The sequence below is a fragment of the Cryobacterium soli genome, from assembly GCF_003611035.1.
In the GTDB taxonomy this organism is placed as follows: domain Bacteria; phylum Actinomycetota; class Actinomycetes; order Actinomycetales; family Microbacteriaceae; genus Cryobacterium; species Cryobacterium soli.
Genome location: NZ_CP030033.1, coordinates 2,546,445 through 2,569,688 on the forward strand (window position 1 = coordinate 2,546,445; position 23,244 = coordinate 2,569,688).

Sequence of the window (23,244 nt, forward strand, 5' to 3'; positions counted from 1 at the left end):
GCGTACCACGATCGCGGTACGCTGCCGCCGAACCATGCTCCGCCGGCACCATTGGCGGTACGGCCAGGTTCCTACGCCGGGAGGACGACCGGCCCGGCGCACCCCGCGAGACTGGGGGAGTGCCGTTGGGCCGGTTCGTTGGTGGGCCGGCCCGGCAGGCACGCCAACGCCGGCAGCCGCATCCGACCCGCCGCACACGTTGTCTTGCACCGGCCGCAGTCGCACCATTCGCAACCGCATCATCGACGCATCTTTCAGGAGAGCCACCCCCATGACCGTGCCCATTCTCGCCGCCCGCGACATTCACAAGTCGTACGGTCGCGGCGCCACCCGGTTCGACGCCCTCAAGGGCGTCTCCCTCGACATCCAGCAGGGCGAGTCCATCGCCATCGTGGGCAAGAGCGGATCAGGCAAGTCCACGCTCATGCACCTGCTCGCGCTGCTCGACAACCCCACCACAGGGGCCGTCGAACTCAGCGGACGCGATGCCGGCTCGCTGAGCGGCCGCGTCGTCAACCAGACCCGCAACGAGACCTTCGGGTTCGTCTTCCAGCAGTTCTTCCTCACCCCCAACACGAGCGTGCTCGACAATGTGACGTTGCCGCTGCAGATCGCCGGCGTGAGCGGGGCCGAACGCAAGCGCCGCGGCATGGCGGCGCTGGAGCAGCTGGAACTGGCCGACAAGGCGAAGAACAAGGCCACCGACCTCTCCGGCGGCCAGAAGCAGCGTGTGGTGATCGCCCGGGCGTTGGTGAACAACCCCAGCGTGATCTTCGCCGACGAGCCCACGGGCAACCTCGACTCCGCCACCGGCAAAGTCGTGGAGGACATCCTCTTCTCGCTGCAGAAGGAGAAGGGCATCACCCTGATCATCGTGACCCACGACGAGGACCTCGCCGCCCGCTGCGACCGCCGGGTGTACATCCGCGACGGTCTCATCACCGACACCCTGCACGGGGAGCCGACTGCCACCGCGGCCCCGGCCCCGACGTCCGCACCGATCACCGGGGAGGTACGCGCGTGAACGCCTTCGACCTGATCCGCACGGCCGTGAAGAACAGCCTGCGCAGCAAGACCCGCACCACCCTCACCGTGCTCGCCATCTTCATCGGCGCGTTCACCCTCACCCTCACCAGCGGGGTCGGCACCGGCATCAACCAGTACATCGACACCACGGTGGCCTCGATCGGCGCCGACGACGTGATCACGGTCACCAAGGCCGCCGAAGACACGACGGATGGCCCGGTCGAGTACGATCCCGACGCCAAGGCCGTCGCGGCCGCGACGGGCCGCCCCGGCTCCACAGTCGTGGCCCTCACCTCCACCGACCTCACCGCCATCGAAGGCGTCGACGGGGTGCTCTCGGTCGAACCGCAGCTGCGGGTGAGCCCGGACTACGTGCAGGTCGGCGACGGCACCGCCTACGAGGCCTCCGTCGGCAGCTTCATCCCCGGCATGGCCCTGGATCTCGCCGCCGGCGCCGAACCCGACTCTGCAAGCACCACCAATGAGGTCGCCATCCCGGTCTCCTACGTCGACGCCCTCGGGTTCTCCGACGCGGATGCCGCGGTGGGCCAGACGTTGACCTTCGGCGTGACGGATGTGCAGGGCACGCAGTCGCAGCTCACCGCCACCATCGTGGGCGTGGCCGAGGAGGGCCTGGTGGGCTCGACCGCTTTCACCGCGAACGAGGCACTCACCCAGACCCTCTACGACACCCAGAGCGTCGGCCTCTCCGACGCGGGCAAGGACAGCTACGCGCAGGCCATCGTGCGGTTCGATCCCACCGGAACGGATGCCGATCTCAGCGCCCTCAAGGGGTCACTGAGTGACCTGGGCTACACCGGCACCACCGTGCAGGACACGATCGGCGCCTTCAAGGCCGTCATCGACGGCATCGTGCTGGTGCTCAACGCCTTCGCCGTCATCGCCCTGCTGGCCGCCGGTTTCGGCATCGTGAACACTTTGCTGATGAGCGTGCAGGAACGCACCCGCGAGATCGGTCTGATGAAGGCCATGGGACTGGGCGGCGGAAAGATCTTCGGCCTGTTCAGCCTCGAGGCGGTGTTCATCGGATTCCTCGGCAGCGCCATCGGCGTGGCCGCCGGCATGCTGGCCGGCACGGCCGCCAACGCCCTGCTCGCCGACACCCTGCTGGCCGACCTGCCCGGGCTCACCCTGGTGGCGTTCGACCCGGCGGCCCTGGCCACGATCGTGCTCACCGTGATGGGACTGGCCTTCCTGGCCGGCACCATCCCGGCCCTGCGCGCCGCCCGCCAGGACCCGATCGAGTCGCTCCGCTACGAGTAGTGCCGCCGGCCTTCCGGGCCGGTTCTGACAGAGGGTGCGCCGGGTGGCGCGCCCTCTGTTTCGTGTGTGCACTTCCGCCGGCGGCGAGCGTCGCGGCGCAGGAAAAGCGTCGTGGCGCAGGAAAGGCGGCACTCTTGCCTGCGCCACGAGGCTGAACGTGCGCCACGAGGCTGAACCTGCGCCACGAGAGGAGTGCGCGGGGAGATGTCGATCAGGTTGCTCTGGCGCCGGTCAGGCTCCGGGCGTCACGTCGGCCCGGCTCAGGGGAGTCTGCCGCGGGTCCTGCTGCTGGTAGACGTCGGGGATGCCGTCACCATCGGCATCCACCGCTTCGGCCTGCTCGATGCGGCGGTAGAGCCGGTTGCGGGAGCGCAGGATCACCGAGGCCAGCAGCGCCGACGTGAGCGACGCCACCAGGATGCCCACCTTGGCGTGGTCATTGGCCAGCGACCCGGCGCCGAAGCTGAGATCGGCGATGAGCAGCGACACCGTGAAGCCGATGCCGGCGAGGATCGCGACGCCGGTCAGGTCGATCCAGCGCAGCGTCGGGTCCAGGCGCAGCGGGGTGAGCTTGGTCATCAGCCAGGTGGTGCCCACGATGCCGACGGGCTTGCCGAGCACCAGGCCCACGATGATGCCGATCGCGACGGGGTCGGTGACCGCGCCGATCAGGCCGTTCCAGCCGCCCACGGTGACGCCGGCGGAGAAGAACGCGAAGACCGGCACGGCGAATCCGGCCGAGAGCGGGCGGAACCGGTGTTCGAAGTTCTCCGACAGGCCCGGTCCGGCCACCGCGGGTGCACCCGCGCGGCTGCGGCGGTGCAGAACCGGCACGGCGAAGCCCAGCAACACCCCCGCGACCGTGGCGTGGATGCCGCCCGCGTGCACGAGGGCCCAGACCGCGAAGCCCAGGGGCAGCAGGATCAGCCAGGCGGCCCAGGCCCGCTCCGCGAAGAAGCGCCGGTACTTCTGGGCCAGGAACGTGTACAGCGCCAGGGGGATCAGCGCCAGCAGCAGCGGGCTGAACTGCACGTCGTCGGAGTAGAAGATCGCGATGATCGAGATGGCGAGCAGGTCGTCGACCACGGCCAGGGTGAGCAGGAAGATGCGCAGCGCGCTGGGTAGGTGCGAGCCCACGATGGCGAGCACCGCGACCGCGAACGCGATGTCGGTGGCGGTGGGGATGGCCCAGCCGCGCAGGGTCTCGGGGCTGACGAGGTTGACGCCCGCGTAGAACAGGGCGGGCACGGCCACGCCGCCCATGGCGGCGGCCACCGGCACGATCGCCCGGGACGGGTTGCGCAGGTCGCCGGCCACGAACTCCTTCTTGAGCTCCAGGCCCACCAGGAAGAAGAAGATCGCCAGCAGCCCGTCGGCCGCCCAGGCACCCAGGCTCAACTCCAGGTGCCACGGTTCGTAGCCGATGCGGAAGTCGCGCAGGGCGAAGTAGCTCTCCGACGCGGGCGAGTTGGCCCAGATCAGCGCCACAGCCGCGGCGAACACCAGCAGGAACCCGCCGACGGTCTCACGACGGAGGATCTCGCCGATGCGGAGCGTCTCGCGGTAACTGCCTCGCGAGGGAACGCTCTGCGGGGAGGGGGAAAGAGGGGTGTCGCCGGACATGGCACTCCTGAGGTTTGGGGGTCGGTCGTACGAGTGCTGACCAGACTTCCCAGCTCACCTGCCATCTAGCCTACGCGGCTCGGCTGATCAGGTCATGTGCGACCGGGCCGCTGGGGCCGCAGCCCCGACCGGAGATGAAGTAGTCTCGAAAATCGAGGTTCCCGGGGTGGGGCCGGGATGCAACCGGGCGCCCCGTTTCCCACTCCACGACGAGGTGACGGGTGCGAATGACGAGGCGGATGCCGCGGACCATGCCCGCACGCCCGGGGATCGCCGAGGTTGGTCTCCTCGATGCCATCGGGGCGCCCACCGCCGTGACGCTCGCCCTGTCGGGTGTCTGCGGTCTGACCGCCGCCGTCCTCGCCCTGGCCGGCCGGCCTGGGCTCGCGCTCCTGACCAGCGCGGTGGCACTGCTCGCCGGCTGGCTCAGTGTTGCCGGTCTCGTGCGGAAACGCCGCACCCAACTCACCACCAGTCTGCACCTGCACCGGCTTGAGGCACGTCGGGCCGAGCAGGTTTCGGTGCTCAGCCATGAGATCCGCACGCCCCTCGCGGTGATCCTCGGCTCCGCGGAACTGCTCGCCGAGCAGGCGCCCGGCCCCCTCACCGAGCGGCAGAGCGTCTTCATCCGGCGCATCCTCGACAACGCCACGAGAATGCAGTCGCTGGCCGAGCAACTGCTGATGCAGGCCCGGATCGAAGCAGGCCTGTTCGAGGTGCACCCGGCCACCGTCGATATCCGCGCCCTCATGCGCAGCGTGGTCGAAGACCTGGCTCAGGTGACCGAGGTGCCGATCGTGCTGGACACCCTCGGCGCGCCCGTGCGCGCGTACATCGATGCCCAGCTGATCCGGCAGGTGGTCACGAACCTGATCATGAACGCGGTGCACAGCGACCCGCACAGCAGCCGGGTCGAGGTGCGGGTCGTCGCGGGTGACGACCAGGTCATGGTGTCGGTCAGCGACGGCGGAACCGGCATGACCGACCACCAGCGCGACCGGCTGTTCCGCAAGTTCTCCAGCGGACAACCGCTGGGCAACGGCACCGGGATCGGCCTGTTCATTTCGCAACAACTGATCGAGATGCACGGCGGCCGGATCTTCGTCGACACCATCTCCGGAAAGGGCACCACCATGATGTTCACCCTGCCGCTCACCGGACGTTCCCGTGGTTGACGCCGGCCCGCTGGCCTTCGTCGTCGACGACGAACCCGCGATGCTCGACATCATCACCTTCGCCCTGCAGACGCAGGGCATGCGGTTCGAGAGTTTTCGCTCGGCAGAGGCGGCCTGGTCGGCCCTGCAGGTCACCCGTCCCGACCTGATCGTGCTCGACGTGATGCTGCCGGGAATCTCTGGAGTCACGCTGTGCCGGCGGATCAAGGCCAACTGGGACATCCCCATCATCTTGCTCACCGCGAAGGGTGAACCGGCAGATCGCATCGAAGGCCTCGAGGCAGAGGCGGACGATTACATCGTCAAGCCGTTCCATCCGCGCGAACTGGCGTTGCGCGCGCAACGCCTGCTCAAGAACGGCGGGGACTCCACCCGTCTCGGCACCGTGGTGGGCACCGTTCAGCTCGACCCGTCCGGCGTTGAGGTGGTCATCGCCGGAACCCGCATCGCCCTCACCTCGAACGAATTCAAGGTGCTGTCGGCGCTGATGACGCAACCGAACGTGCCGCTCGGTTTCAACCGGTTGCTGACCGCCGGGTGGGGCGACATCGACCGGCTGGGTGGGCGGGAAATGATCAAGACCACCGTGTACCGACTGCGGCACAAGCTTGACGCCGCGGTACCGGAGAGCGGCCAGCTTGTGGAGAGCGTGCGCGGCACCGGCTACCTGCTCAGGGGCACCGTGGGTGCGTGAGCCCGTCGGGCCGAACCGCGCCGCCATGCTGAGTGGCAAAACTGTCACCATCTGTCACTGACCTGTCACCGACCCGGCGCCCGCGGCTCCCTAGCCTTGAACCACTTCCCCCGGCGCCGCACCAGGCGCCGTCACAGCTCTGCTCATGAACGAAGGAGTTCATTCCCATGCCACGTCTCGCCCGTGCTTCTGCCACCGCCCTCGCCGCCGGCGCCCTTCTCCTCACCGGATGCGCCGGTCCGGCCGGCTCCACAGGCTCAGACCCGGCCGCTTCAGACCAGTCGCTCACCTTCGTGTGCAGCCCCCAGGAGGACTGGTGCCAGCTCATCGCTGCCGAGTTCACCAAGGACACCGGCATCAACGCCAACTACGTGCGGCTCAGCGGCGGCGAAGCCGTCGCCCGGCTGAGCGCGTCGAAGGAGTCCCCGGAGTTCGACGCCTGGTTCGGCGGCGGCGCAGAGGGGCACATGGCCGCAGACGAGCAGGGCCTGATCGACACGTACACGTCGAAGAATGCCGACCAGATCCCCGAGGAGTACAAGGACGCCGACGGAACCTGGACCGGCGTCTACGTCGGCGCGCTGAGCTTCTGTTCCAACACCGACGTGCTCGACGACATCGGCGCCAGCGCACCGAAGTCCTGGGCCGACCTGCTGAATCCCGCGTTCAAGAGCAACATCGCGATGGCGCACCCCGGCACCTCCGGCACCGCCTACCAGGCCGTGTGGACTCAGGTGGAACTGAACGACGGCGACACCGACAAGGCCATGGACTACTTCGGTGCCCTGCACAAGAACATCCTGCAGTACTCCAAGAGCGGCAGCGCGCCCGGTCAGATGGCCGGCCGCGGTGAGGTCGCCGTGGGCATGATCTTCGCCCAGGACTGCCAGAAGTTCATCAACGAGGGGTTCACCAATCTCACCACCACCTTCCCCAAGGAAGGCACCGGTTACGAAGTCGGTGCGGTGTCGCTGATCAAGAATGCGAAGAACCCCGACGCCGCCAAGGCGTTCATCGACTGGTCGCTCACCGCGAAGGCGCAAGACCTTGCCGCCACCGTCGGGTCCTACAGCGTGCCCACCAACCCGGATGCCGAAATCACCGACGACATGGTCGACCTCGCGTCGCTCACGCTCGTGCACGCCGACATCGCCGAAGCCGGAGCGGCCCGCAACGAACTCACGGCCCGGTTCGACGCCGAGGTCGCCCCGGCGCCCAAAGAGTAGTCCCGGCTCCGAGTCCTCCGAGAGTAGATCACCATGACCGCACTACTGGGCCCGGCGACGATCGCCGCGCCACCACCAGGGCCGGGCGCTGCGTCGCCCGCCCGCCCGAGACGTTCCAAAGACCGCAGCGTCATCCTGCTCGGCACCGCAGTGGCCGTTCTCCTGCTGTTCCTGATCGGCTACCCGCTCGTCAGCCTTCTGGGGTCGGCCTTCTCGCCCGGCGGGCAGGCGGTGCTGCTGAGAATCGTCACCGACCCGGTGAATCACCGGATCGTGGGCAACACGATGACGTTGGGTCTCATCGTCGGAGTCACCGGCACCCTGATCGGTTTCCTGTTCGCCTACGCCCAGGTGCGACTGAAGTTCCGGGGCAAGCGGGTGCTGCACCTGCTGGCCATGATTCCCATCGTGGCGCCGCCGTTCGCGGTGGCGACGGCGGTGATCACCCTCTTCGGGCGCAACGGGGCGATCAGCAACGGCGTCTTCGGCCTGCACCCGAACATCTACGGTTTGCCCGGCCTGGTGCTGGTGCTCTCGCTGTCGTTCTTCCCGGTGGCGTATATGAACCTCAAGGGGATGCTCGAGAGCCTCGACCCGTCACTCGACGAGGCGGCTGCCGGCCTCGGCGCCAGCAAGCTGCGGGTCTTCCTGACCGTGACCATTCCCATGATCATCCCCGGTCTGGCCGGATCGTTCCTGCTGTTGTTCGTGGAGTCGATCGCCGACCTCGGCAACCCGCTCGTGCTGGGCGGGGACTACACGGTGCTGGCCAGCCGCGCGTACCTTGCCGTCACCGGTGAGTACAACACCAGTGCGGGTGCCGCCTACTCGCTGGCCATCCTGATCCCGGCGCTGCTGGTCTTCATGGTGCAGCGGTACTGGGTATCGCGGCGCAGCGTGGTGAGCATCACCGGAAAACCGACCGGGACCTCAGAGCTCATCACGGCTGCGAGCATCCGTGTGCCGATTCTCGCCCTGGTTGCTTTCATCTCGGTGCTCATCGTCACCATCTATGCCACCGTGCTGGCCGGCGGGTTCATGAAGGTCCCCGGCGTCAACAACGCGTTCACCCTTGACCACTACGCCTTCGTCTTCGGTGGTCTCGGATCGAAGGCGATGACGGACACGACGATGCTGGCCCTGATCGCGGCTCCCATCGCCGGACTGCTCGGCATGCTCATCGCCTGGCTGGTGGTGCGGAAGCTCCGACGCACAGCGGGACTGCTGGACTTCGTGGGGATGCTCGGACTGGCGGTGCCTGGGACGGTGCTCGGCATCGGGTACGCGTTGAGCTACAACTCACCCACGGTGTTCTTCGGTATTCAGGTGCTCCCGGCGTTGGCCGGAGGGTCAGCGGCCTTCGCCGGCGCGGTCGCGATCGTGATGGTCTACATCACCCGGTCGCTGCCGTCCGGCCAACGAGCCGGCGTCTCGGCGCTGCAGCAGATCCATCCGGCCATCGAGGAAGCGTCAACGTCGTTGGGTGCTGACTCGGCCACGACGTTCCGCAAGGTGACCCTCCCGCTGATCCAGTCGGCGTTGCTCACCGGCCTGACCTTCGCCTTCGCCCGGTCGATGACCACGCTGTCCCCGATCATCTTTCTGACCACGCCGGGCATCAAGATCATGACCTCCCAAATCCTCGCCGAGGTGGACTCCGGCCGGTTCGGAAACGCCTTCGCGTACTGCACGGTGCTGATCGGCATTGTGCTGGCACTCATCCTTCTCCTCAACGTCTTCGTCCGAAAGGTGGTCTTCCGTGGCCGAACTCACCGTCGCTAAGGGCTCGAATGCCCCCGACATCCAGCCCACCCGCGGCTCGGGCGCGACCGCCCCGTTTGCCGATGACGTCGCCGATCTGGCGCGGACCGAACCCACCGGCCGAATCACCCTCGACAGGCTGACCAAGCGTTACGGCGCGAAGAAGACCGACCCCGTGGCGGTGGACGCCGTGAGTTTGGACATCCGCCCCGGTGAATTCGTCACCCTGCTGGGGCCCTCCGGCTGTGGGAAGACGTCGACACTGCGCATGATCGCCGGATTCGAGGAACCCACCTCGGGGTCCGTGCAACTGGACGGCGCCGACATGACCCACGTCGCCCCGAACCGGCGACCCATGTCGATGGTGTTCCAGTCCTACGCGCTCTTCCCGCACCTCACCGTGCGCGAGAACGTGTCGTACGGGCTGCGCCTGAAGAAGCTGGGTGACAAGCAGCTGCGCGAAGAGGTCGACATCGTTCTGACCATCATGAACCTCAACGCCTACGCCGACCGCGCACCCCACCAGCTCTCCGGAGGGCAGCAGCAGCGTGTGGCGCTGGCACGTGCCCTGGTCATGCGACCCAAGGTGCTTTTGTTCGACGAACCGCTGTCCAACCTGGACGCGAAGTTGCGGGTGCAGATGCGCAACGAGATTCGCCGGCTGCAGAAGCGGCTCGGTATCACCAGCATCTTCGTCACCCACGACCAGGACGAGGCGATGACCCTGTCTGACCGGGTGGTGGTGATGAACCGTGGGCGGATCGAGCAGATCGACGCGCCGGAGATCGTCTACCGCCGTCCGGCATCCGTGTTTGTGGCGGACTTCATCGGGCGGGCGAATTTTCTGGACGCCACCGTCGTCGCGGCGCCGAAGGACGGACGCACCAGGGTGCACGCCCTGGGCCGGGAGATGGACGTGGCCTGCCATGACGCTGTGACTCTGGAAAGCGACGTGCTGCTCATGATCAGGCCGGAGTCGGTGCTGTTGTCGCCGCACGAGGACCAGGCCGATGTGCACGGCGATGTGGGCCGGGTGTTGAATGTGATCTTCCATGGCGAGACCGTGGAATACGAGATCGAAACCGACTCAGGCACCCTGGTCGCGTCGGTGGCGGATCCCTCCGTCGAGGAGATCTTCCGCCCGATGGATTCGGTGCGGGTGGGCATCACACCCGACCGCGGCTGGGCGCTGCCGCAGGACACCGACCGCGGGTAGCCCCGTGTGCGGCGGCCTCCGACCGGGCTACTCGGCCGCGAGGTCGTCGATCAGGGCGCGGTTGGCGGCCGGGGTCGCAACGACGGCCCCGATCACGATGAGAACCACCGAGGCGACGGCTGCCGACACCACGATCGCGCCGGTGGCGGGCTCGCCCAGGCGAAACACCAGAGCGACGGCTCCAGCCAGGAAGAGCACGAGTCCGGCCAGGTCCATGGGGATCCGGGCGGCTCGGTGTCCGGCGGTCCATGCGGCTTCTGAGGCCATCAGCGCGCCCGTGCGGATGCCCGCCAGCGAGTTGATGCCCAGTCGCCCGCTGGCCGCGCGCTCGCTGACCACCACCACCAGGATTCCGGCGAGCATCAGGACTAGTGCGGAGATGAGCATGCCTGGAGACTATCGGGCTACGGGATGAGCCGCTCGGCCCGGTAGCGCTCGAACAGGTCGAGGAAGGCCTGTTCGGTGTTGCGGTAGCCGGTGAAGCCCGCGGCGCGGCTGCGGCCCATGTCGGCGAACACCTCCATGGTGCGGCCGAGGTCGGCGTCGGTGTGCCACCAGGACGCCAGCCGGGAGAGGTCGGCTTCGACGAGGTCGTGCTTGGCCGCGATGGCGGTCCAGACCGGTTGGGCATCCGCCATCTGGGCCTCGAGGGGGCGTGGTGCGTCGGCGAAGCCCTCCCACTCCACGCCGAAGTGCGCGGCCAGGCGCGGCCACAGCCAGCGCCAGCGGAAGGTATCGCCGTTGACGATGTTGAACGCGGTGTCGGCGGCGGCCGGGGTCGTGGCGGCCCAGACCATCTGCTCGGCCAGCAGGCCGGCATCCGTCATGTCGGTGACGCCGTTCCACTGGGTCTCGGAGCCGGGGAACACGAACGGACGGCTGAGTTCACGGCAGACGGCCGCGTAGACGGCGAGGGTCGAGCCCATGTTCATGGCGTTGCCGACGGCGTGGCCGATCACGGTGTGGGCGCGGTGCACCGACCAGGTGAAACCGCGCGCCCGGGCGGCGGCCCACAGCTCGTCCTCCTGCGCGTAGTAGAAGTTCTCGACCGACAGGCGCGGCTCGTCTTCGTGGAACGGGGTGTCGGGCACGTCGCCCTGACCGTAGGCTTCGAACGGGCCGAGGTACTGCTTGAGCCCGGTCATCAGGGCCACGTGCTGCACCGGGGCGTCGGCGAGGGCCGCGAGCAGGTCGCGCACCATGGCCGAGTTGACCAGAATGTTCTCCGCCTCGGTGTTCTGCCGCAGCCACGCCGTGAAGAACACGTGGGTGGGCGCGTGGCCGGCCAGGGCGGCGCGCAGCGAGGCGACATTGCGCAGGTCGGCGCTGACCGGGATCACGCCGGGCCGGGCGGCGATCGGAGTGCGCGACAGCGCGATCACCTGCCAGCCGTCTGCCGAGAGCTGGTCCACCAGCGCGGAGCCGGCGATGCCGCTGGCGCCGGCGACGAGGGCGGTTCGGGTGGGAATGTCGGTCGGGGTCTCGGCTTCACTAGTCATCACCAGGCACAACGTCCAGATCGGGCCGCGAATTCCGGGGCCAGCCGGAGCCTCAGATCATGACGGGCCGCCGAGAGAGCGGATGAGCCTGGGCGTACCGCTGAATTCGGCATGCCGAACATATGCGAAAAGTGGAATATTGCCGAAGGGGTGTGGTTGGCTGAGGGCATCGAAGGGGAGTAGTTCCCATGGTTCGCGCCTCGTGTGCGTGGACAGAGCGGTACGTCGACATACTGGCGATCACGATGATCGCCCGGCGTCCCACCCCGGCTTTTCCGGGGCGAACGAGACCTTCGGCCAGTTCCTGTGGCCGAAGTCTCGCTGTGCGCGCTTCCGGTTGCAGCCGACCGAGAGTTCATCGTGCCCGCACCCCTTCTCCGCCGCATCCTGCTGTGCCTGACCATCGCCGCACCGGCCATGGTCTTCCGCATCCTGGGCCTGGCGCCCCACCCCGTTCTCGATCTCGTCATCTTCGGCGCCGCCGTTGTCGCGGCGTCGTTCATGCTCGCCTGGGCCGCCGAGGCCGCCCAGAAAGACATCTCCGGAGCCCTCGCTATCGCCATTCTGGCGCTGATCGCGGTGCTGCCCGAGTACGCCGTCGACCTGTACTACGCGTTCCGGTCCGGTTCAGACCCGGCCTACGCCCAGTTCGCGGCGGCCAATATGACCGGGTCCAACCGGCTGTTGCTCGGCTTCGGCTGGCCGCTCGTGGTGGTCGTCGCGCTCATCGTGGCCCGGCGCGCGGCCGCCGTCCGCGGGGTGGCCGGTAGAGGCCTGCCGCGTGCGCTGCAGCTTCCGAAGAGCAGCCGCCTCGACATCGGCGTGCTCGCGATCGTTGCCGTGCTGGCCTTCGCGATCCCGCTGATGCAGACGATCGCCATGTGGTTCGGTCTCGTGCTGATCCTGATCTTCATCGCCTACCTGTGGCGGGCGAGCAAGGTTCCCGACAGCGGCGAGGAAGAGTTCGTGGGCATAGCCGCGCACATCGTGGAAATGCCGCAGCGCCAGCGCCGCATCCTCGTGGTGAGCATGTTCGTGGTGTCCGCCGCGATCATCCTGGCCTCGGCCGAACCGTTCGCCGAGGCGCTGGTGGAGTCCGGCAGTTCGTTGGGCATCGACAGCTACTTCCTGGTGCAGTGGCTGGCGCCGCTGGCCTCCGAAGCCCCTGAATTCATCATCGCCGTGCTGTTCGCCCTGCGCGGCATGGGCACCGCCGCCATCGGCACCCTGATCGCGTCGAAGATCAACCAGTGGACTCTGCTGGTGGGCTCGCTGCCCATCGCGCACTACGTCGGCGGCGGTGGTCTGGACCTGGCGCTCGACCCGCGGCAGGTGGAGGAGTTCGTGCTCACCGCCAGCCAGACCGTGATGGGCGTGGCGATCATCATCGCCCTGCGCTTCCATCGCTGGTCGGCGCTGGCCCTGGTAGCGCTGTTCGCGGTGCAGTTCGCGGTCACCGACACATCCGTCCGCTACGTGCTCAGCGCCATCCACCTCGGCATCGCCGCTGTGCTGTTCTGGGTGCACCGCCGCGACATCCTGCCGGCCCTGGCGGCCCCGTTCCGGCGCAGCCTGCCGGAGCCGGCCGACGACGAGCGGGAACCCCAGCTGGCGCGCTGACCGGGCGCCCCGCTGGCCCGGGTGCCCCGGGGCTCAGGCTGCGGTCACCCAGATCGCGTTGGCGGCCACCGTGGCCAGTTCGACCGGGGCCGGATAGGCGGGGGCGGGTGCGGCATCCGTTGTCGCATCGTCATCGACCCGGCTGACAGCCATCGACCCGGCGTAGTCGCGGCGGGCGTGCACCGTGAGCGTGCTGCCCACGGTGATGCCGAGCGAGTGTAGATAGCGCAGTAGTGCAGGGTCGTGGTCGGAGACCCGCAGCACGGTGCCGGTCTCGTGCTCGGCCAGCTCGTGCAGGCGTCGTCCGTCGGGGCGGGCGACCGTGCCGTCCTTGCGGGGGATGGGGTCGCCGTGCGGGTCCTGCAGGGGGTTGCCCAGCTCGTCGTCCCAGATCTCCAGCAGCCGGTCGGACACGGCGTGCTCGAGCACCTCGGCCTCCTCGTGCACCTCGTCCCAGCCGTACCCGCATTGTTCGACGAGGTACGTCTCGATGATGCGGTGCCGGCGCACCATCTGCACGGCGATGCTGCGCCCCGCGTCGCTGAGCAGGATGCGCCCGTACGGCTCGTGCAGGATATAGCCGTCCCGCGCGAGCTTGTTCAGGTTGCCCGACACCGACGAGGCGGCGACGCCGAGCGTGGCGGCGATCTCGTTGGTGGTGATGCCCTCGTCGGACCACTCGTGCGATTTCCAGATGACCTTGAGATAGTCCTCCGTCATCGTGGTGGGGGTGGAGGCGGCCATCCCTCGATTTTAGGTGCCCTTGCGCGCGGTGCACGGCCCGCTTACGGTGACCGCTGAATGCGCCACCGGGTCAGAGCGGAGGAACCATGCGCAGGTCGAGGACGGGCGGGCCGACGATCGGCAGGTCGGAGGTCACGACGCTCGCGGTCGTGACGCTGCTCACAGCGCTGGTGCTCACCGGATGCGCCCCCGGACCCAACGACGTGGGGGCGATCACCCCGCCGGAGGCGCAGGCTGGGTTCTGGCTCGGGCTGTGGCAGGGCTTCATCAGCCCGATCACGTTCATCGTGTCTCTGTTCAACGCCGACGTGAACATCTACGAGGTGCACAACGACGGCAACTGGTACAACTTCGGCTTCATGATCGGGGTGGCCCTCGCCTTCGGCGGGCCTGCGAGCGCCGGCGGCTACGCCACGCCCGGCCGGCGCAAGGGCTGACCCGCGCAACCCGCCCGCACCCTTGCGCCGCGGCGCCCGGCACGATGGGATGGGTTCCATGACCGTGACGAGCGCAACCATCGGACTGCCCGTGAGCGACCTTCAGGAGGCCGAGAAGTGGTACCGGCGGGTGTTCGAGCTGACCTCGCCCAGTGTCGAGCCCGCGCCCGGGGTGGTCGAGTTCGTGCTGGGGCCGATCGAGCTGCAGCTCAGCGAGGAGTCGACAGAGCGTTCCGGCGCGCAGTTGGTTCTACGCCTGGGGGTGGATGACGCTCCGGCCGAGTACCGGCGGCTCACCGAGCTGGGGCTGTCGTTGGGCCCGCTGGAGCACGTCGAGGGAGCCGTGGACTACTTCGACTTCACCGACCCAGACGGCAATCCGCTCAGCCTGTACTCCCTGGCCTGAGCCGGCCGGATACCCCGCGCCGGTCAGGTCAGGTCAGGTCAGGTCAGGCCACGGAGTAGCTGACGCTGATCTCGTGGCTGTCCCCGGGTGCCAGGGTGATCCTGTTGTCACGGATGTTGCACGTCTCCACGCACACCATGCCGGTGTACTCGGTGTCACCGAAGTCCGCCATCGCGGCGGCCTTGTCGATCCACGGGTTCCACACGACGGTGCTGGCCGAGCCCTGCTTGGCGACCGTGATGACCCGGCCGGTGGACGCATCCGTCACGGTGGTGGTGGCCGTCGTGTCCAGGTAGATCCGGTCGGTCTCGGAGTCGAAGCGCACCGGTGCGCTCTCGGAGGGGCACGGGCCGGTGAGCCGGTCGGTGAACGGGACGCCCTCGAGGCCGGCGACCTCGGTCTGGCGGATGTCGGCGACCGCGAGGTAGGTGTGCAGGGCCTCCTCGAAGCTCACCTCGTCGCTGTCGCGGTTCGTGACCTCGAGTGCGAGCGTGAGCCGGGCTCCCACGGTGACCGTGTATCGGGCCTCGAACCGGTGCGGCCAGGCCGAGGCCCGGCTGGCGGCAGTGTCGGTGAGCACGAAGACGAGCACGACATCGTCGCCGGCCTCGCGCGCCTCGGCCAGCTGCCAGTCGGCCAGACGGGCGAAGCCGTGCGACGGTGCGGCGGCATCCGTGGGGTGGGCGGCGAACCACGGGAAGCAGATCGGCACGCCGCCGCGCAGGGGCACGCCGGGGGCGTATTCGCTCTGCTCGCTCATCCAGAGCACGCCGGTGCCGCCGGCGGGCGTCCAGGAGCTCACGTGCGCGCCGCGCAGGTACACCTCGGCGGTGCCGGACGGGGCGTAGACGCGTGCGACGGCCAAGCCGCCCTGCCCCTGGCCGAGTTCGACGGAGGACGGAAGCTCGAGCGTGCTGGGAACGGCGGGCATGGTGCCTCCAGGGTCGATGGACATGCTCCCATCCTAGGAAGCCTCGTCCCGGCGCGCCCCGGCGAGAGTGGAGCCAGGACTTCTCCCCGCACTCCCAAGCCCTCAATCCAGGCCCAACGCCCCTTCCGCCCGTCCCGTTCGTGTCACAAAATAGGCGCACTGTTCCCCAACCGGACATATGCGCCCGACGCACCGAGCACAGTAGTCCGCACCGGCAACACTTACCCCGCCCCATCCGCCCCGCCGCCCCAGCTGACCCGAAGGATCGCCATGCACCTGCTCCTGTTGTCCAACTCCACGAACCACGGCGGGGGTTACCTCGAACACGCCCTTGCCGAGGTGCTCGCGTTCCTGGATGGGGTGACCGAGCTCACCTTCGTGCCGTTCGCCGGAGCCGACCACGACGCCTACACGGCGTCGGTGCGTGACGCCTTCGCGCCGCACGGCATCGCCGTGCGCGGCTTGCACGAGACGGATGACCCGGTGGCCGCGGTGGCCTCCGCGCAGGCGCTCTTCGTCGGCGGCGGCAACACCTTCAGACTGCTGGCGGCCCTGCAACGTCTCGGCCTGGTACCGGTCATCCGCGCCCGGGTGCAGGGCGGCCTGCCCTACCTGGGCGCCAGCGCCGGCACGAACATCACGGCGCCCAGCATCCGCACGACCAACGACATGCCCATCGTGCAGCCGGAGTCGTTCGAGGCGCTGGGGCTGGTGCCGTTCCAGATCAACCCGCACTACCTCGACGCCGACCCGGCCAGCGTGCACAACGGCGAATCCCGGGCCACCCGCATCACCGAGTTCCTCGAGGAGAACGACGTGCTCGTGCTCGGGCTGCGCGAGGGCGCGCACCTCAGCATCACCTCCACCGACGCCTGCGCCCTGGCCGTGATCGGCGGAGAGTCGGCCAATCCGCTCTCCGCTCGGCCGGCGATCCTCTTCGAACGTGGCCAGGTGCCGCGCGACATCGCCGGCGATGTCAGCCCCCTGCTCGCGCACCCCGCACGCTATGACTCCCCGCGGGTGGCCGTGGCCTAGCGGCGGCTGCCCCGCCTCTGCCGTTCCCGCTGGCCCGTCGGGCCGTTCGCTGCGCCCCGTATGGCTGGATGCGCCCGTTATAGGTGGCGCATCCAGCCACAGGGGGCGCAGTGACGGTTGACCCGGGCATCCGAGTGACGGAATCAGACCATGGCGCCGTCGTAGGCCGCGATCACCTTGTCGAGGAAGGCGCTCGCCGCCGCGCGCTCGTCCTCGTCCATGGACGCGACCACGGCTTCGAGCCCGTTGATCAGCGGCAACACGTGGCTGTAGGCGAGCCGCACGGAGTCATCCGTGGCGGCCACGATCAGGCGACGCCCGTCAGACGGATGCCGCTGGCGGGTGATGTGCCCTGCCGCCTCCAGGCGCTGCAGCACCAGGCTCATCGCCGCCGTGGAGATGTCGATCTCGTGGGCCAGCTCGGTGGGGCTGGACGAGCCGCGGGACATGAGGTGGTCCATCACCTCTAGACCCATCTCGTCGACGGCGATCTGGTCGGCCAGGAACCGCCGGAACGCCTGCTCCTTCAGGCCGAGGCGCTGGATCCGGGCGCGAACGTCCTTCTCCGGCATCGCCTTGCCGTCCCGCCGCGCGGCCGCGCGGGTCGCGTTGTATTCGGTCCCGAACAGTTCAGGTTTGACATCCATGATCTCCATGGTAATACTCAATATTGCCAATCACATTGATTACCTCCGGGAGCGACCTCCCGGCACCCCTCGCGCCTTGCGGTACCAGCATTCTGGGCCGTTTCCCCACCCCTGCACTGGAGCCCTCCCATGCCCTCCAATCCGTCTCCTTCGACGTCCACGTCCACATCCGCCGACCCGTATCGGTTCAAGTGGCTGATCCTGGCCGTGATGCTCACGGCCGAGATCCTCGACCTCATCGACGCCACCATCGTCAACGTCGCCGGACCGTCCCTCGAGGCGAGCCTGGGCGCCGGCTCCACCGGACTGCAGTGGGTGATCGGCGGCTACGCCCTCACCCTCGGCGCCGGCCTGATCCTCGGCGGACGCCTGGGGGACCGGTTCGGCCGCCGCACCATGTTCCTGATCGGCCTGATCTCCTTCACCCTCATGTCCCTGCTCTGCGCGGCGGCACCCACGATCGGCACGCTCATCGTCTTCCGCCTCATCCAGGGCTTCTCGGCTGCGATCCTGCTTCCCCAGGGACTCGGCCTGCTCCGCGCGGCGTTCCCGCCGCGGGAGATCGGCAAGGCCTTCGCCGTCTTCGGACCCGTCTTCGGCCTGGCCGGCATCGCCGGCCCCATCATCGGCGGCGCCATCATCCAGGCCGACCTGTTCGGGTTGGGCTGGCGGGCGGTGTTCCTGGTGAACCTGCCGGTGGGCATCGCGGCCATCGTGATCGCGTGGATCGTCGTGCCGCGTACGGCCGGCGACCGCACCATCACCATCGACCTGGTCGGATCGGCCATCATGGTGCTTTCCAGCGCATTGCTCGTGCTGCCGCTGGTGCAGGGCGAGAACGCCGGCTGGCCGGCCTGGACCTGGCTGTGCATCGCCGCCTCCCTGGTCGGCTTCTACCTGTTCACCCGTCGGCAGAAGTCCCGGCTCGACGCCGGCAAGACCCCGCTGGTGACGCCGGGCATCTTCCGCAAGCCCGCCTATCTGGTGGGGCTGGGCGGCATCGGCCTGTTCTTCTGCGGAACCGTGGGAGCGCAGCTGGTCTTCACGCTGTTCCTGCAGCTCGGCGAGCAGTTCAGCGCCGGGGAAGCCGGCGTGAGCAGCCTTCCGCTGGCCATCGGCACCCTGATCGGCGGCGCCGTCAGCGGCGCGCTGCTCGCCGACAAGCTCGGCCGGGCCGTGCTGCAGATCGGCGGTCTCTTCCAGATCGCGGGCGTCGTCTGGCTGTTCATCGCCCTCGGCGACATCGCCGCCTTCAGCATCTGGCAGCTGGCTCCCGGCCTGCTGCTCACGGGCATCGGCAGCGGCTTCGTGGTCGCCAGCCTGTTCAACGTCATCCTCGGCACTGTCGACGACGACGAGGTGGGGTCGGCCTCCGGTGTGCTCACCGCCGTGCAATCGATCTTCTCCGCGGTCGGCGTGGCCGTTCTCGGGTCGGTCTTCTTCGCCGGCCTGGATGCGGGCGACCCCGGCCAGGGATTCCGCACCGCCCTGCTCGTGCAGGGCGGCCTCATCGTGGTGTTCCTGCTGCTCAGCCCGCTCTTCCCCGTGCGGGCCCGGCCCGAGGAGCCGGCGCTCGCCGAGGAGCTCGCCCTGGCCGACTAGCGGCTCGGGCGGGCGGCTCACGCAGGGGCGGCGCCGCTTCGCGGGTGGCGCGCCAGGCGCGCACCGGCGTGTGACCCGCGCCAGACGCATCCGGTCGGGTCTGGTGGGCGGGTCGGCCGGGTGCCGGCGGGTGACCTGCGCACCGGCGTGTGTCCCGCGCAGTGCGCATCCGGTCGGTCAGGCGGGTGCGGCAGGCGCGACGCGGGCGGGTTGGGCGGGCGCGGCGCCGCTTCGCGGGTGGCACGCCGGGCGCGGATCGGCGTGTGTCCCGCGCAGCGTGCTTCCGGTCGGTCAGGCGGGTGCGGCGCGGTCGAGTCAGGACGGCGCAGCGGGCGGATCGGGCGCGAAGCGGTAGCCCATGCCGGCCTCGGTGAGCAGGTAGCGCGGGTGCGAGGGGTCGGCCTCGAGCTTCTTGCGCAGCTGGGCGAGGTAGAGCCGCAGGTAGCCCGTGTCGGTCATGCGCACCTGCCCCCACACCTCCGCGTAGAGGGCCTGCCGGCTCACGAGCTTGCCCGGGTTGCGCAGCAGCAGCTCCAGAATTTGCCACTCGGTGGGGGTCAGCCGCACCGGCTGCGGCCCGGCCGGCCCGGCGCGCACCACGGTCTTGGCCGGCAGGTCCACCGTGAGGTCGCCGAAGGTGATGACGGGTTCGTCTCCCGGCCCCGACAACCGGCGGGTGAGTGCCCGGATGCGTGCCAGCAGCTCGTCGATCGAGAACGGCTTGGTGACGTAGTCATCGGCGCCGCGGTCCAGGGCCTCCACCTTGTCGGAGGCTCCGCTGCGCCCGCTCACCACCAGGATCGGCACGCTGTTCCAGGCGCGCAGCGAGTCGATGACCGTGAGCCCGTCGAGGTTGGGCATGCCGAGGTCGAGCATCACCAGGTCCGGGTGGTACTCCACCACCGCGGCCAGGGCGCTGACCCCGTCGTGGGCGGTGATGATCTCGTAGCCGCGGGCGCCCAGGGTGATGCGCAGGGCGCGCAGGATCTGCGGGTCGTCGTCGGCGATCAGGATTCTCATACGGTGTCCTCGGTCCTGGAGTTCTCGGCGGAGCCCGCACCATCGGCGCCGTCGGCGACCGCGTCCAGCGACACGACCATGGTGAGCCCGCCGCCCGGGGTGTCCTCGGCCTCGAGCGTGCCGCCCATCCCCTCCACGAAACCCTTCGACAGGGCCAACCCGAGGCCGAGCCCGGTGGTGTTGTCGGTGTCGCCCAACCGTTGGAACGGCACGAAGACGTCCTCCCGGCGGTCGGGCGGGATACCCGGGCCGCGGTCCATGATGCGCAGCTGCACAGTTCCGGCGAACAGACTGGCCGACACCCGCACCCGCTCGCCGGACGGCGAGAAGCGGATGGCGTTGCTGAGCAGGTTCACGACCGCGCGTTGCAGCAGACCGGGGTCGGCCAGCACCGGGGACAGCTCGCCCGGCAGGTCGAGCTCGACGGCGTCCGGCCCCAGGCCCAGCTCGTCGAGGGCGGGAAGCACCACGTCGGCCAGGTCGACGGGGGCGAGTGCCACCGCGAGGGCACCGGCCTGCAGGCGGCTCACATCGAGCAGGTTGGTCACCAGGTCGGAGAGGGTGTCGAGGCTCTCGCCTGCGGTGGCGAGAAGTTCGGTGCGGTCAGCTGGAGAAAGGGTGATGTCGGGGGAGCGCAGGCCGCTGATAGCGGTGGTCGCGGCGGCAAGCGGGCGACGCAGGTCGTGGCCGACGGCGGCGAGCAGAGCGCTGCGCATGCGGTCGGCCTCGGCGAGCGGGCCGATCTCGCTCGCGGTCTGCTCCAGAGCGCTGTGTTCAAGGGCCGCGTCGATCTGGCTGACGATCACGCTGAGCAGCCGGCGCTCGGATGCGGCCAGGACGGGACCGTACAACTCTAGGGTGGCGCGGCTGCCGATCGGGATGGTCGTGGCCCCCGGCGCCTCAGCCGCGCGCGCACCGGTGCCCGCCGCATCCGCCGCGGCCGCACCGGCGCCCGCCGCGCCGCCCGACGGCTCCGCAGCGCCCGACGCATCCGCAGCGCCCGCATCCGCAGCGCCCGCATCCGCATCACCCGCCTCGCCCGCATCCGCCTCGACCAGCACGGCGCCCGCAGACACCAGCCGCACCCGGCTCAGCCCGAACGCCTCGCGGGTGCGGGTGACGAGGGCCTGCAGGGCGTCCTCGCCGCGCAGCACGCTGCCGGCGACGGTGGCCAGCAGTTCGGATTCGGCCGCAGCGCGGCGGGCCGAGCGGCTGCGCCGGGCCGCCTGGTCCACGACGTAGCTCACCAGCACCGCGTTCACCAGGTAGAGCGTGAGCGCGAAGAGGTGCAGCGGCTCGGCCACGGTGATCGTGTAAAGCGGCTGCACCAGGAAGTAGTCCAGGGTGAGCCCGGACAAGAGGGCCGCGAACACCGCAGGCCAGAGTCCGCCGACGAGCGCGACGACCACCACGAGAAGCTGGTAGCTGAGCACGTCGCTGGTGATGGACTCCTCGCTGCGGAAGGTGACGAGCAGCCAGGTGAGCAGCGGGCCGCCGGCCAGGGCGAGCGCGAAGCCGGCGAGCCGGCGAGCCGGGGTGAGCGCTCCGCCCAGCCGGGGCAGCGCGAGGCCGCCGCCGGCCGCGGAGTGCGTGACGATGTGCACGTCGATATCGCCGGACTCGCGCGTGATGGTGTTGCCGATCCCCGGCCCGGACAGCGCGGCGGTGAACCGGTTGCGCCGGCTGACGCCGATCACGAGCTGGGTGGCGTTGGCGGCGCGGGCGAAGTCCACGAGCGCGCGCGGGATGTCGTCGCCGACGACCTGGTGGTAGCTGCCGCCGAGTTCCTCCACCAGCGCCCGCTGCGCGGCCAGGGCACCCGGATGCGGCGTGGCCAGGCCGTCCTGGCTGATCACGTGCGCCGCGATGAGCTCGCCGCCGGCCGACCGGGCCGCGATGCGGGCGCCCCGGCGAATCAGGGTGTCGCCCTCCGGGCCGCCCGTGAGCGCCACGACCACTCGTTCCCTGGCCTCCCATTTGTCCTGGATGCCGTGCTCGGCCCGGTAGGTCTGCAGCGCCGTGTCGACCTCGTCGGCCAGCCAGAGCAGCGCCAGTTCGCGCAGCGCCGTGAGGTTGCCCAGCCGGAAGTAGTTCGACAGCGCCGCGTCGATGCGCGCCGCCGGGTAGACGTTGCCTTCGGCGAGCCGGTCCCGCAGCGCCTGCGGGGCCAGGTCCACGACCTCCACCTGGTCGGCGCCGCGCAGCACGGCATCCGGCAGCGTCTCCCGCTGGGCTACCCCGGTGATCTGCCGCACAACGTCGGCCAGCGAGTCGATGTGCTGGATGTTGACGGTGGAGATGACGTCGATGCCCGCCGCGAGCAGCGCCTCCACGTCTTGGTAGCGCTTGGTGTGCGCCGACCCGGGGGCATTGCTGTGCGCGAGTTCGTCGACGAGCGCGATCTGGGGGCGGCGGGCCAGCACGGCCGCCAGGTCGAGTTCGCTCAGCTCGATGCCGCGGTGCTGCACCCGCATCCGCGGTACCAGCTCGAGACCCTCGGACATGAGCGCGGTGGCGGCGCGGCCGTGGGTCTCCACCACCGCGACGACCACATCCTTGCCCTCGTCCCGCAGCCGGCGGCCCTCTTCGAGCATGCTGTAGGTCTTGCCGACGCCGGGGGCGGCGCCGAGCAGCACACGCAATCGACCGCGTTTCATGGGTTACCTCACTGTGGAGTCGAGCTTGGCCAGCTCGAGGTTCAAGTTGAGCACATTCACGGTCGGTTCGCCGAGATAACCGAGGTCGCGTCCCTGTACGAGCGAGTCGACGAGTGCGCTCACCTCGGCCTCCGGCAGGTCGCGGGCGGCGGCGACCCTGGCCACCTGCAGGCGGGCGTACGCCGGGCTGATCTGCGGGTCGAGGCCCGAGGCGGATGCGGTGACCGCGTCGGCGGGGATCTCCGAACGGCTGACGCCGTCGAGCTTCTCGATCGCGGTCTGCCGGTCGCCGATGGCCTGGATCAGGTCGGGGTTCTCCGGGCCCCAGTTGCTGCCGCTGGATGCCGCGGCGTCGTAGCCGTCGCCGGCGGCGGAGGGACGGGACTGGAACCATTCGGGCAGGGCGTTGCCGTCGGCGTCCGTGAAGGACTGCCCGATCAGGCTCGACCCCACGACCGTGCCGTCGGCGCTGTGCACGAGCGACCCGTTGGCCTGCGCGGGCAGGGCCACCTGGCCCACCACGGTGATGGCCAGCGGGTAGGCGATGCCGAGCACGACGGTGAAGACGAGCATGGCCTTGAGGGCCACCCAGTAGGGCCGGCTGAGGGGGCCGGTGCGGGGGCGGGAGGCGTTCATGGGAG

21 protein-coding genes are annotated in these 23,244 nt (G+C 69.4%); 12 read left to right on the forward strand and 9 right to left on the reverse strand.

Annotated elements, in window-relative coordinates; genetic code table 11:
• The first annotated feature begins 271 nt into the window (after positions 1-271).
• Both DOE79_RS11725 and DOE79_RS11730 read left to right on the forward strand, forming a co-directional pair.
• Entirely contained in the window at positions 272-1,024 is a 753-nt protein-coding gene (locus DOE79_RS11725; RefSeq protein ID WP_120338633.1) for an ABC transporter ATP-binding protein, read from the forward strand.
• Positions 1,021-2,310 (forward strand): ABC transporter permease, encoded by a 1,290-nt coding sequence (locus DOE79_RS11730; protein ID WP_120338634.1) that lies wholly within the window; start codon positions 1,021-1,023, stop codon positions 2,308-2,310. The genes DOE79_RS11725 and DOE79_RS11730 overlap by 4 nt, the downstream gene beginning before the upstream one ends.
• A 231-nt stretch (positions 2,311-2,541) precedes the next feature.
• On the opposite strand, the gene nhaA is transcribed toward DOE79_RS11730, so the two are convergent.
• Positions 2,542-3,933 carry a Na+/H+ antiporter NhaA gene (gene nhaA / locus DOE79_RS11735; protein WP_120338635.1) on the reverse strand — a complete coding sequence of 464 codons (1,392 nt, stop codon included), beginning with the start codon at positions 3,931-3,933 and terminating at the stop codon, positions 2,542-2,544.
• A gap of 251 nt (positions 3,934-4,184) precedes the next feature.
• On the opposite strand from nhaA, the gene DOE79_RS11740 reads away from it, so the two are divergent.
• The 5 genes from DOE79_RS11740 (at position 4,185) to DOE79_RS11760 (ending at position 10,005) form a co-directional block, all read left to right on the forward strand.
• A complete protein-coding gene (locus DOE79_RS11740) occupies positions 4,185-5,108 on the forward strand; it encodes a sensor histidine kinase (RefSeq protein WP_162942723.1) in 924 nt (307 codons plus the stop codon).
• Positions 5,101-5,802, forward strand: coding sequence for a response regulator transcription factor (locus DOE79_RS11745; protein WP_120338637.1), 702 nt, complete (start codon positions 5,101-5,103; stop codon positions 5,800-5,802). Before DOE79_RS11740 ends, DOE79_RS11745 begins: the two co-directional genes overlap by 8 nt.
• Before the next feature lie 167 nt (positions 5,803-5,969).
• The gene (locus DOE79_RS11750; protein WP_120338638.1) at positions 5,970-7,028 is read left to right on the forward strand and encodes an ABC transporter substrate-binding protein; all 1,059 of its coding nucleotides are present in this window, start codon (positions 5,970-5,972) and stop codon (positions 7,026-7,028) included.
• Positions 7,029-7,061: 33 nt separating this feature from the next.
• On the forward strand, positions 7,062-8,810 hold the full coding sequence (locus DOE79_RS11755; protein WP_120338639.1) for an ABC transporter permease: 1,749 nt from the start codon (positions 7,062-7,064) through the stop codon (positions 8,808-8,810).
• Positions 8,788-10,005, forward strand: a complete 1,218-nt coding sequence (locus DOE79_RS11760; protein WP_245976909.1) for an ABC transporter ATP-binding protein — start codon at positions 8,788-8,790, stop codon at positions 10,003-10,005. The genes DOE79_RS11755 and DOE79_RS11760 overlap by 23 nt, the downstream gene beginning before the upstream one ends.
• Before the next feature lie 27 nt (positions 10,006-10,032).
• Here DOE79_RS11760 and DOE79_RS11765 read toward each other — a convergent pair whose 3' ends face one another.
• Both DOE79_RS11765 and DOE79_RS11770 read right to left on the reverse strand, forming a co-directional pair.
• On the reverse strand, positions 10,033-10,392 hold the full coding sequence (locus tag DOE79_RS11765) for an SdpI family protein (RefSeq protein WP_120338640.1): 360 nt from the start codon (positions 10,390-10,392) through the stop codon (positions 10,033-10,035).
• Between the two features lie 17 nt (positions 10,393-10,409).
• On the reverse strand, positions 10,410-11,504 hold the full coding sequence (locus DOE79_RS11770) for an SDR family oxidoreductase (RefSeq protein ID WP_120338641.1): 1,095 nt from the start codon (positions 11,502-11,504) through the stop codon (positions 10,410-10,412).
• Between the two features lie 360 nt (positions 11,505-11,864).
• Between DOE79_RS11770 and DOE79_RS11775 the strand changes: the two genes are divergently transcribed.
• Positions 11,865-13,124 (forward strand): sodium:proton exchanger, encoded by a 1,260-nt coding sequence (locus DOE79_RS11775; RefSeq protein WP_245976910.1) that lies wholly within the window; start codon positions 11,865-11,867, stop codon positions 13,122-13,124.
• A 33-nt stretch (positions 13,125-13,157) separates the two neighbouring features.
• Here the strand turns inward: DOE79_RS11775 and DOE79_RS11780 are convergent, their stop codons facing one another.
• Entirely contained in the window at positions 13,158-13,868 is a 711-nt protein-coding gene (locus DOE79_RS11780) for a metal-dependent transcriptional regulator (protein WP_120338642.1), read from the reverse strand.
• Between the two features lie 149 nt (positions 13,869-14,017).
• On the opposite strand from DOE79_RS11780, the gene DOE79_RS11785 reads away from it, so the two are divergent.
• Positions 14,018-14,305 (forward strand): hypothetical protein, encoded by a 288-nt coding sequence (locus DOE79_RS11785; protein WP_120338643.1) that lies wholly within the window; start codon positions 14,018-14,020, stop codon positions 14,303-14,305.
• 58 nt (positions 14,306-14,363) lie between these two features.
• Positions 14,364-14,711, forward strand: a complete 348-nt coding sequence (locus tag DOE79_RS11790; RefSeq protein ID WP_162942724.1) for a VOC family protein — start codon at positions 14,364-14,366, stop codon at positions 14,709-14,711.
• Positions 14,712-14,754: 43 nt separating this feature from the next.
• On the opposite strand, the gene DOE79_RS11795 is transcribed toward DOE79_RS11790, so the two are convergent.
• Positions 14,755-15,666, reverse strand: a complete 912-nt coding sequence (locus tag DOE79_RS11795; RefSeq protein WP_120338645.1) for a D-hexose-6-phosphate mutarotase — start codon at positions 15,664-15,666, stop codon at positions 14,755-14,757.
• Between the two features lie 246 nt (positions 15,667-15,912).
• Here DOE79_RS11795 and pepE point away from each other — a divergent pair, with 246 nt between their 5' ends.
• Positions 15,913-16,677, forward strand: a complete 765-nt coding sequence (pepE, locus tag DOE79_RS11800; protein ID WP_120338646.1) for a dipeptidase PepE — start codon at positions 15,913-15,915, stop codon at positions 16,675-16,677.
• A 143-nt stretch (positions 16,678-16,820) separates the two neighbouring features.
• Here the strand turns inward: pepE and DOE79_RS11805 are convergent, their stop codons facing one another.
• A complete protein-coding gene (locus DOE79_RS11805; RefSeq protein ID WP_162942725.1) occupies positions 16,821-17,324 on the reverse strand; it encodes a MarR family winged helix-turn-helix transcriptional regulator in 504 nt (167 codons plus the stop codon).
• A 129-nt stretch (positions 17,325-17,453) separates the two neighbouring features.
• Here DOE79_RS11805 and DOE79_RS11810 point away from each other — a divergent pair, with 129 nt between their 5' ends.
• Positions 17,454-18,926, forward strand: a complete 1,473-nt coding sequence (locus DOE79_RS11810) for an MFS transporter (RefSeq protein ID WP_120338648.1) — start codon at positions 17,454-17,456, stop codon at positions 18,924-18,926.
• 315 nt (positions 18,927-19,241) lie between these two features.
• Here the strand turns inward: DOE79_RS11810 and DOE79_RS11815 are convergent, their stop codons facing one another.
• The 3 genes from DOE79_RS11815 to kdpC are packed head-to-tail and all read right to left on the reverse strand — an operon-like array spanning position 19,242 to position 23,239.
• Positions 19,242-19,946 (reverse strand): response regulator transcription factor, encoded by a 705-nt coding sequence (locus tag DOE79_RS11815; protein WP_120338649.1) that lies wholly within the window; start codon positions 19,944-19,946, stop codon positions 19,242-19,244.
• The gene (locus DOE79_RS11820) at positions 19,943-22,603 is read right to left on the reverse strand and encodes a sensor histidine kinase (protein WP_120338650.1); all 2,661 of its coding nucleotides are present in this window, start codon (positions 22,601-22,603) and stop codon (positions 19,943-19,945) included. The genes DOE79_RS11815 and DOE79_RS11820 overlap by 4 nt, the downstream gene beginning before the upstream one ends.
• A 3-nt stretch (positions 22,604-22,606) precedes the next feature.
• Entirely contained in the window at positions 22,607-23,239 is a 633-nt protein-coding gene (kdpC, locus tag DOE79_RS11825; RefSeq protein WP_120338651.1) for a potassium-transporting ATPase subunit KdpC, read from the reverse strand.
• Positions 23,240-23,244: the final 5 nt, after the last annotated feature.

Bases quoted from the DNA above. Each gene is read 5' to 3' on its own strand.
- DOE79_RS11725 (WP_120338633.1), top strand. From the start codon at position 272: ATGACCGTGCCCATTCTCGCCGCCCGCGACATTCACAAGTCGTACGGT.
- nhaA (WP_120338635.1), bottom strand. From the start codon at position 3,933: ATGTCCGGCGACACCCCTCTTTCCCCCTCCCCGCAGAGCGTTCCCTCG.
- DOE79_RS11740 (WP_162942723.1), top strand. From the start codon at position 4,185: ATGCCCGCACGCCCGGGGATCGCCGAGGTTGGTCTCCTCGATGCCATC.
- DOE79_RS11750 (WP_120338638.1), top strand. From the start codon at position 5,970: ATGCCACGTCTCGCCCGTGCTTCTGCCACCGCCCTCGCCGCCGGCGCC.
- DOE79_RS11755 (WP_120338639.1), top strand. From the start codon at position 7,062: ATGACCGCACTACTGGGCCCGGCGACGATCGCCGCGCCACCACCAGGG.
- DOE79_RS11765 (WP_120338640.1), bottom strand. From the start codon at position 10,392: ATGCTCATCTCCGCACTAGTCCTGATGCTCGCCGGAATCCTGGTGGTG.
- DOE79_RS11770 (WP_120338641.1), bottom strand. From the start codon at position 11,504: ATGACTAGTGAAGCCGAGACCCCGACCGACATTCCCACCCGAACCGCC.
- DOE79_RS11780 (WP_120338642.1), bottom strand. From the start codon at position 13,868: ATGGCCGCCTCCACCCCCACCACGATGACGGAGGACTATCTCAAGGTC.
- DOE79_RS11790 (WP_162942724.1), top strand. From the start codon at position 14,364: ATGACCGTGACGAGCGCAACCATCGGACTGCCCGTGAGCGACCTTCAG.
- DOE79_RS11795 (WP_120338645.1), bottom strand. From the start codon at position 15,666: ATGTCCATCGACCCTGGAGGCACCATGCCCGCCGTTCCCAGCACGCTC.
- pepE (WP_120338646.1), top strand. From the start codon at position 15,913: ATGCACCTGCTCCTGTTGTCCAACTCCACGAACCACGGCGGGGGTTAC.
- DOE79_RS11805 (WP_162942725.1), bottom strand. From the start codon at position 17,324: ATGGATGTCAAACCTGAACTGTTCGGGACCGAATACAACGCGACCCGC.
- DOE79_RS11810 (WP_120338648.1), top strand. From the start codon at position 17,454: ATGCCCTCCAATCCGTCTCCTTCGACGTCCACGTCCACATCCGCCGAC.
- DOE79_RS11815 (WP_120338649.1), bottom strand. From the start codon at position 19,946: ATGAGAATCCTGATCGCCGACGACGACCCGCAGATCCTGCGCGCCCTG.
- DOE79_RS11820 (WP_120338650.1), bottom strand. From the start codon at position 22,603: ATGAAACGCGGTCGATTGCGTGTGCTGCTCGGCGCCGCCCCCGGCGTC.
- kdpC (WP_120338651.1), bottom strand. From the start codon at position 23,239: ATGAACGCCTCCCGCCCCCGCACCGGCCCCCTCAGCCGGCCCTACTGG.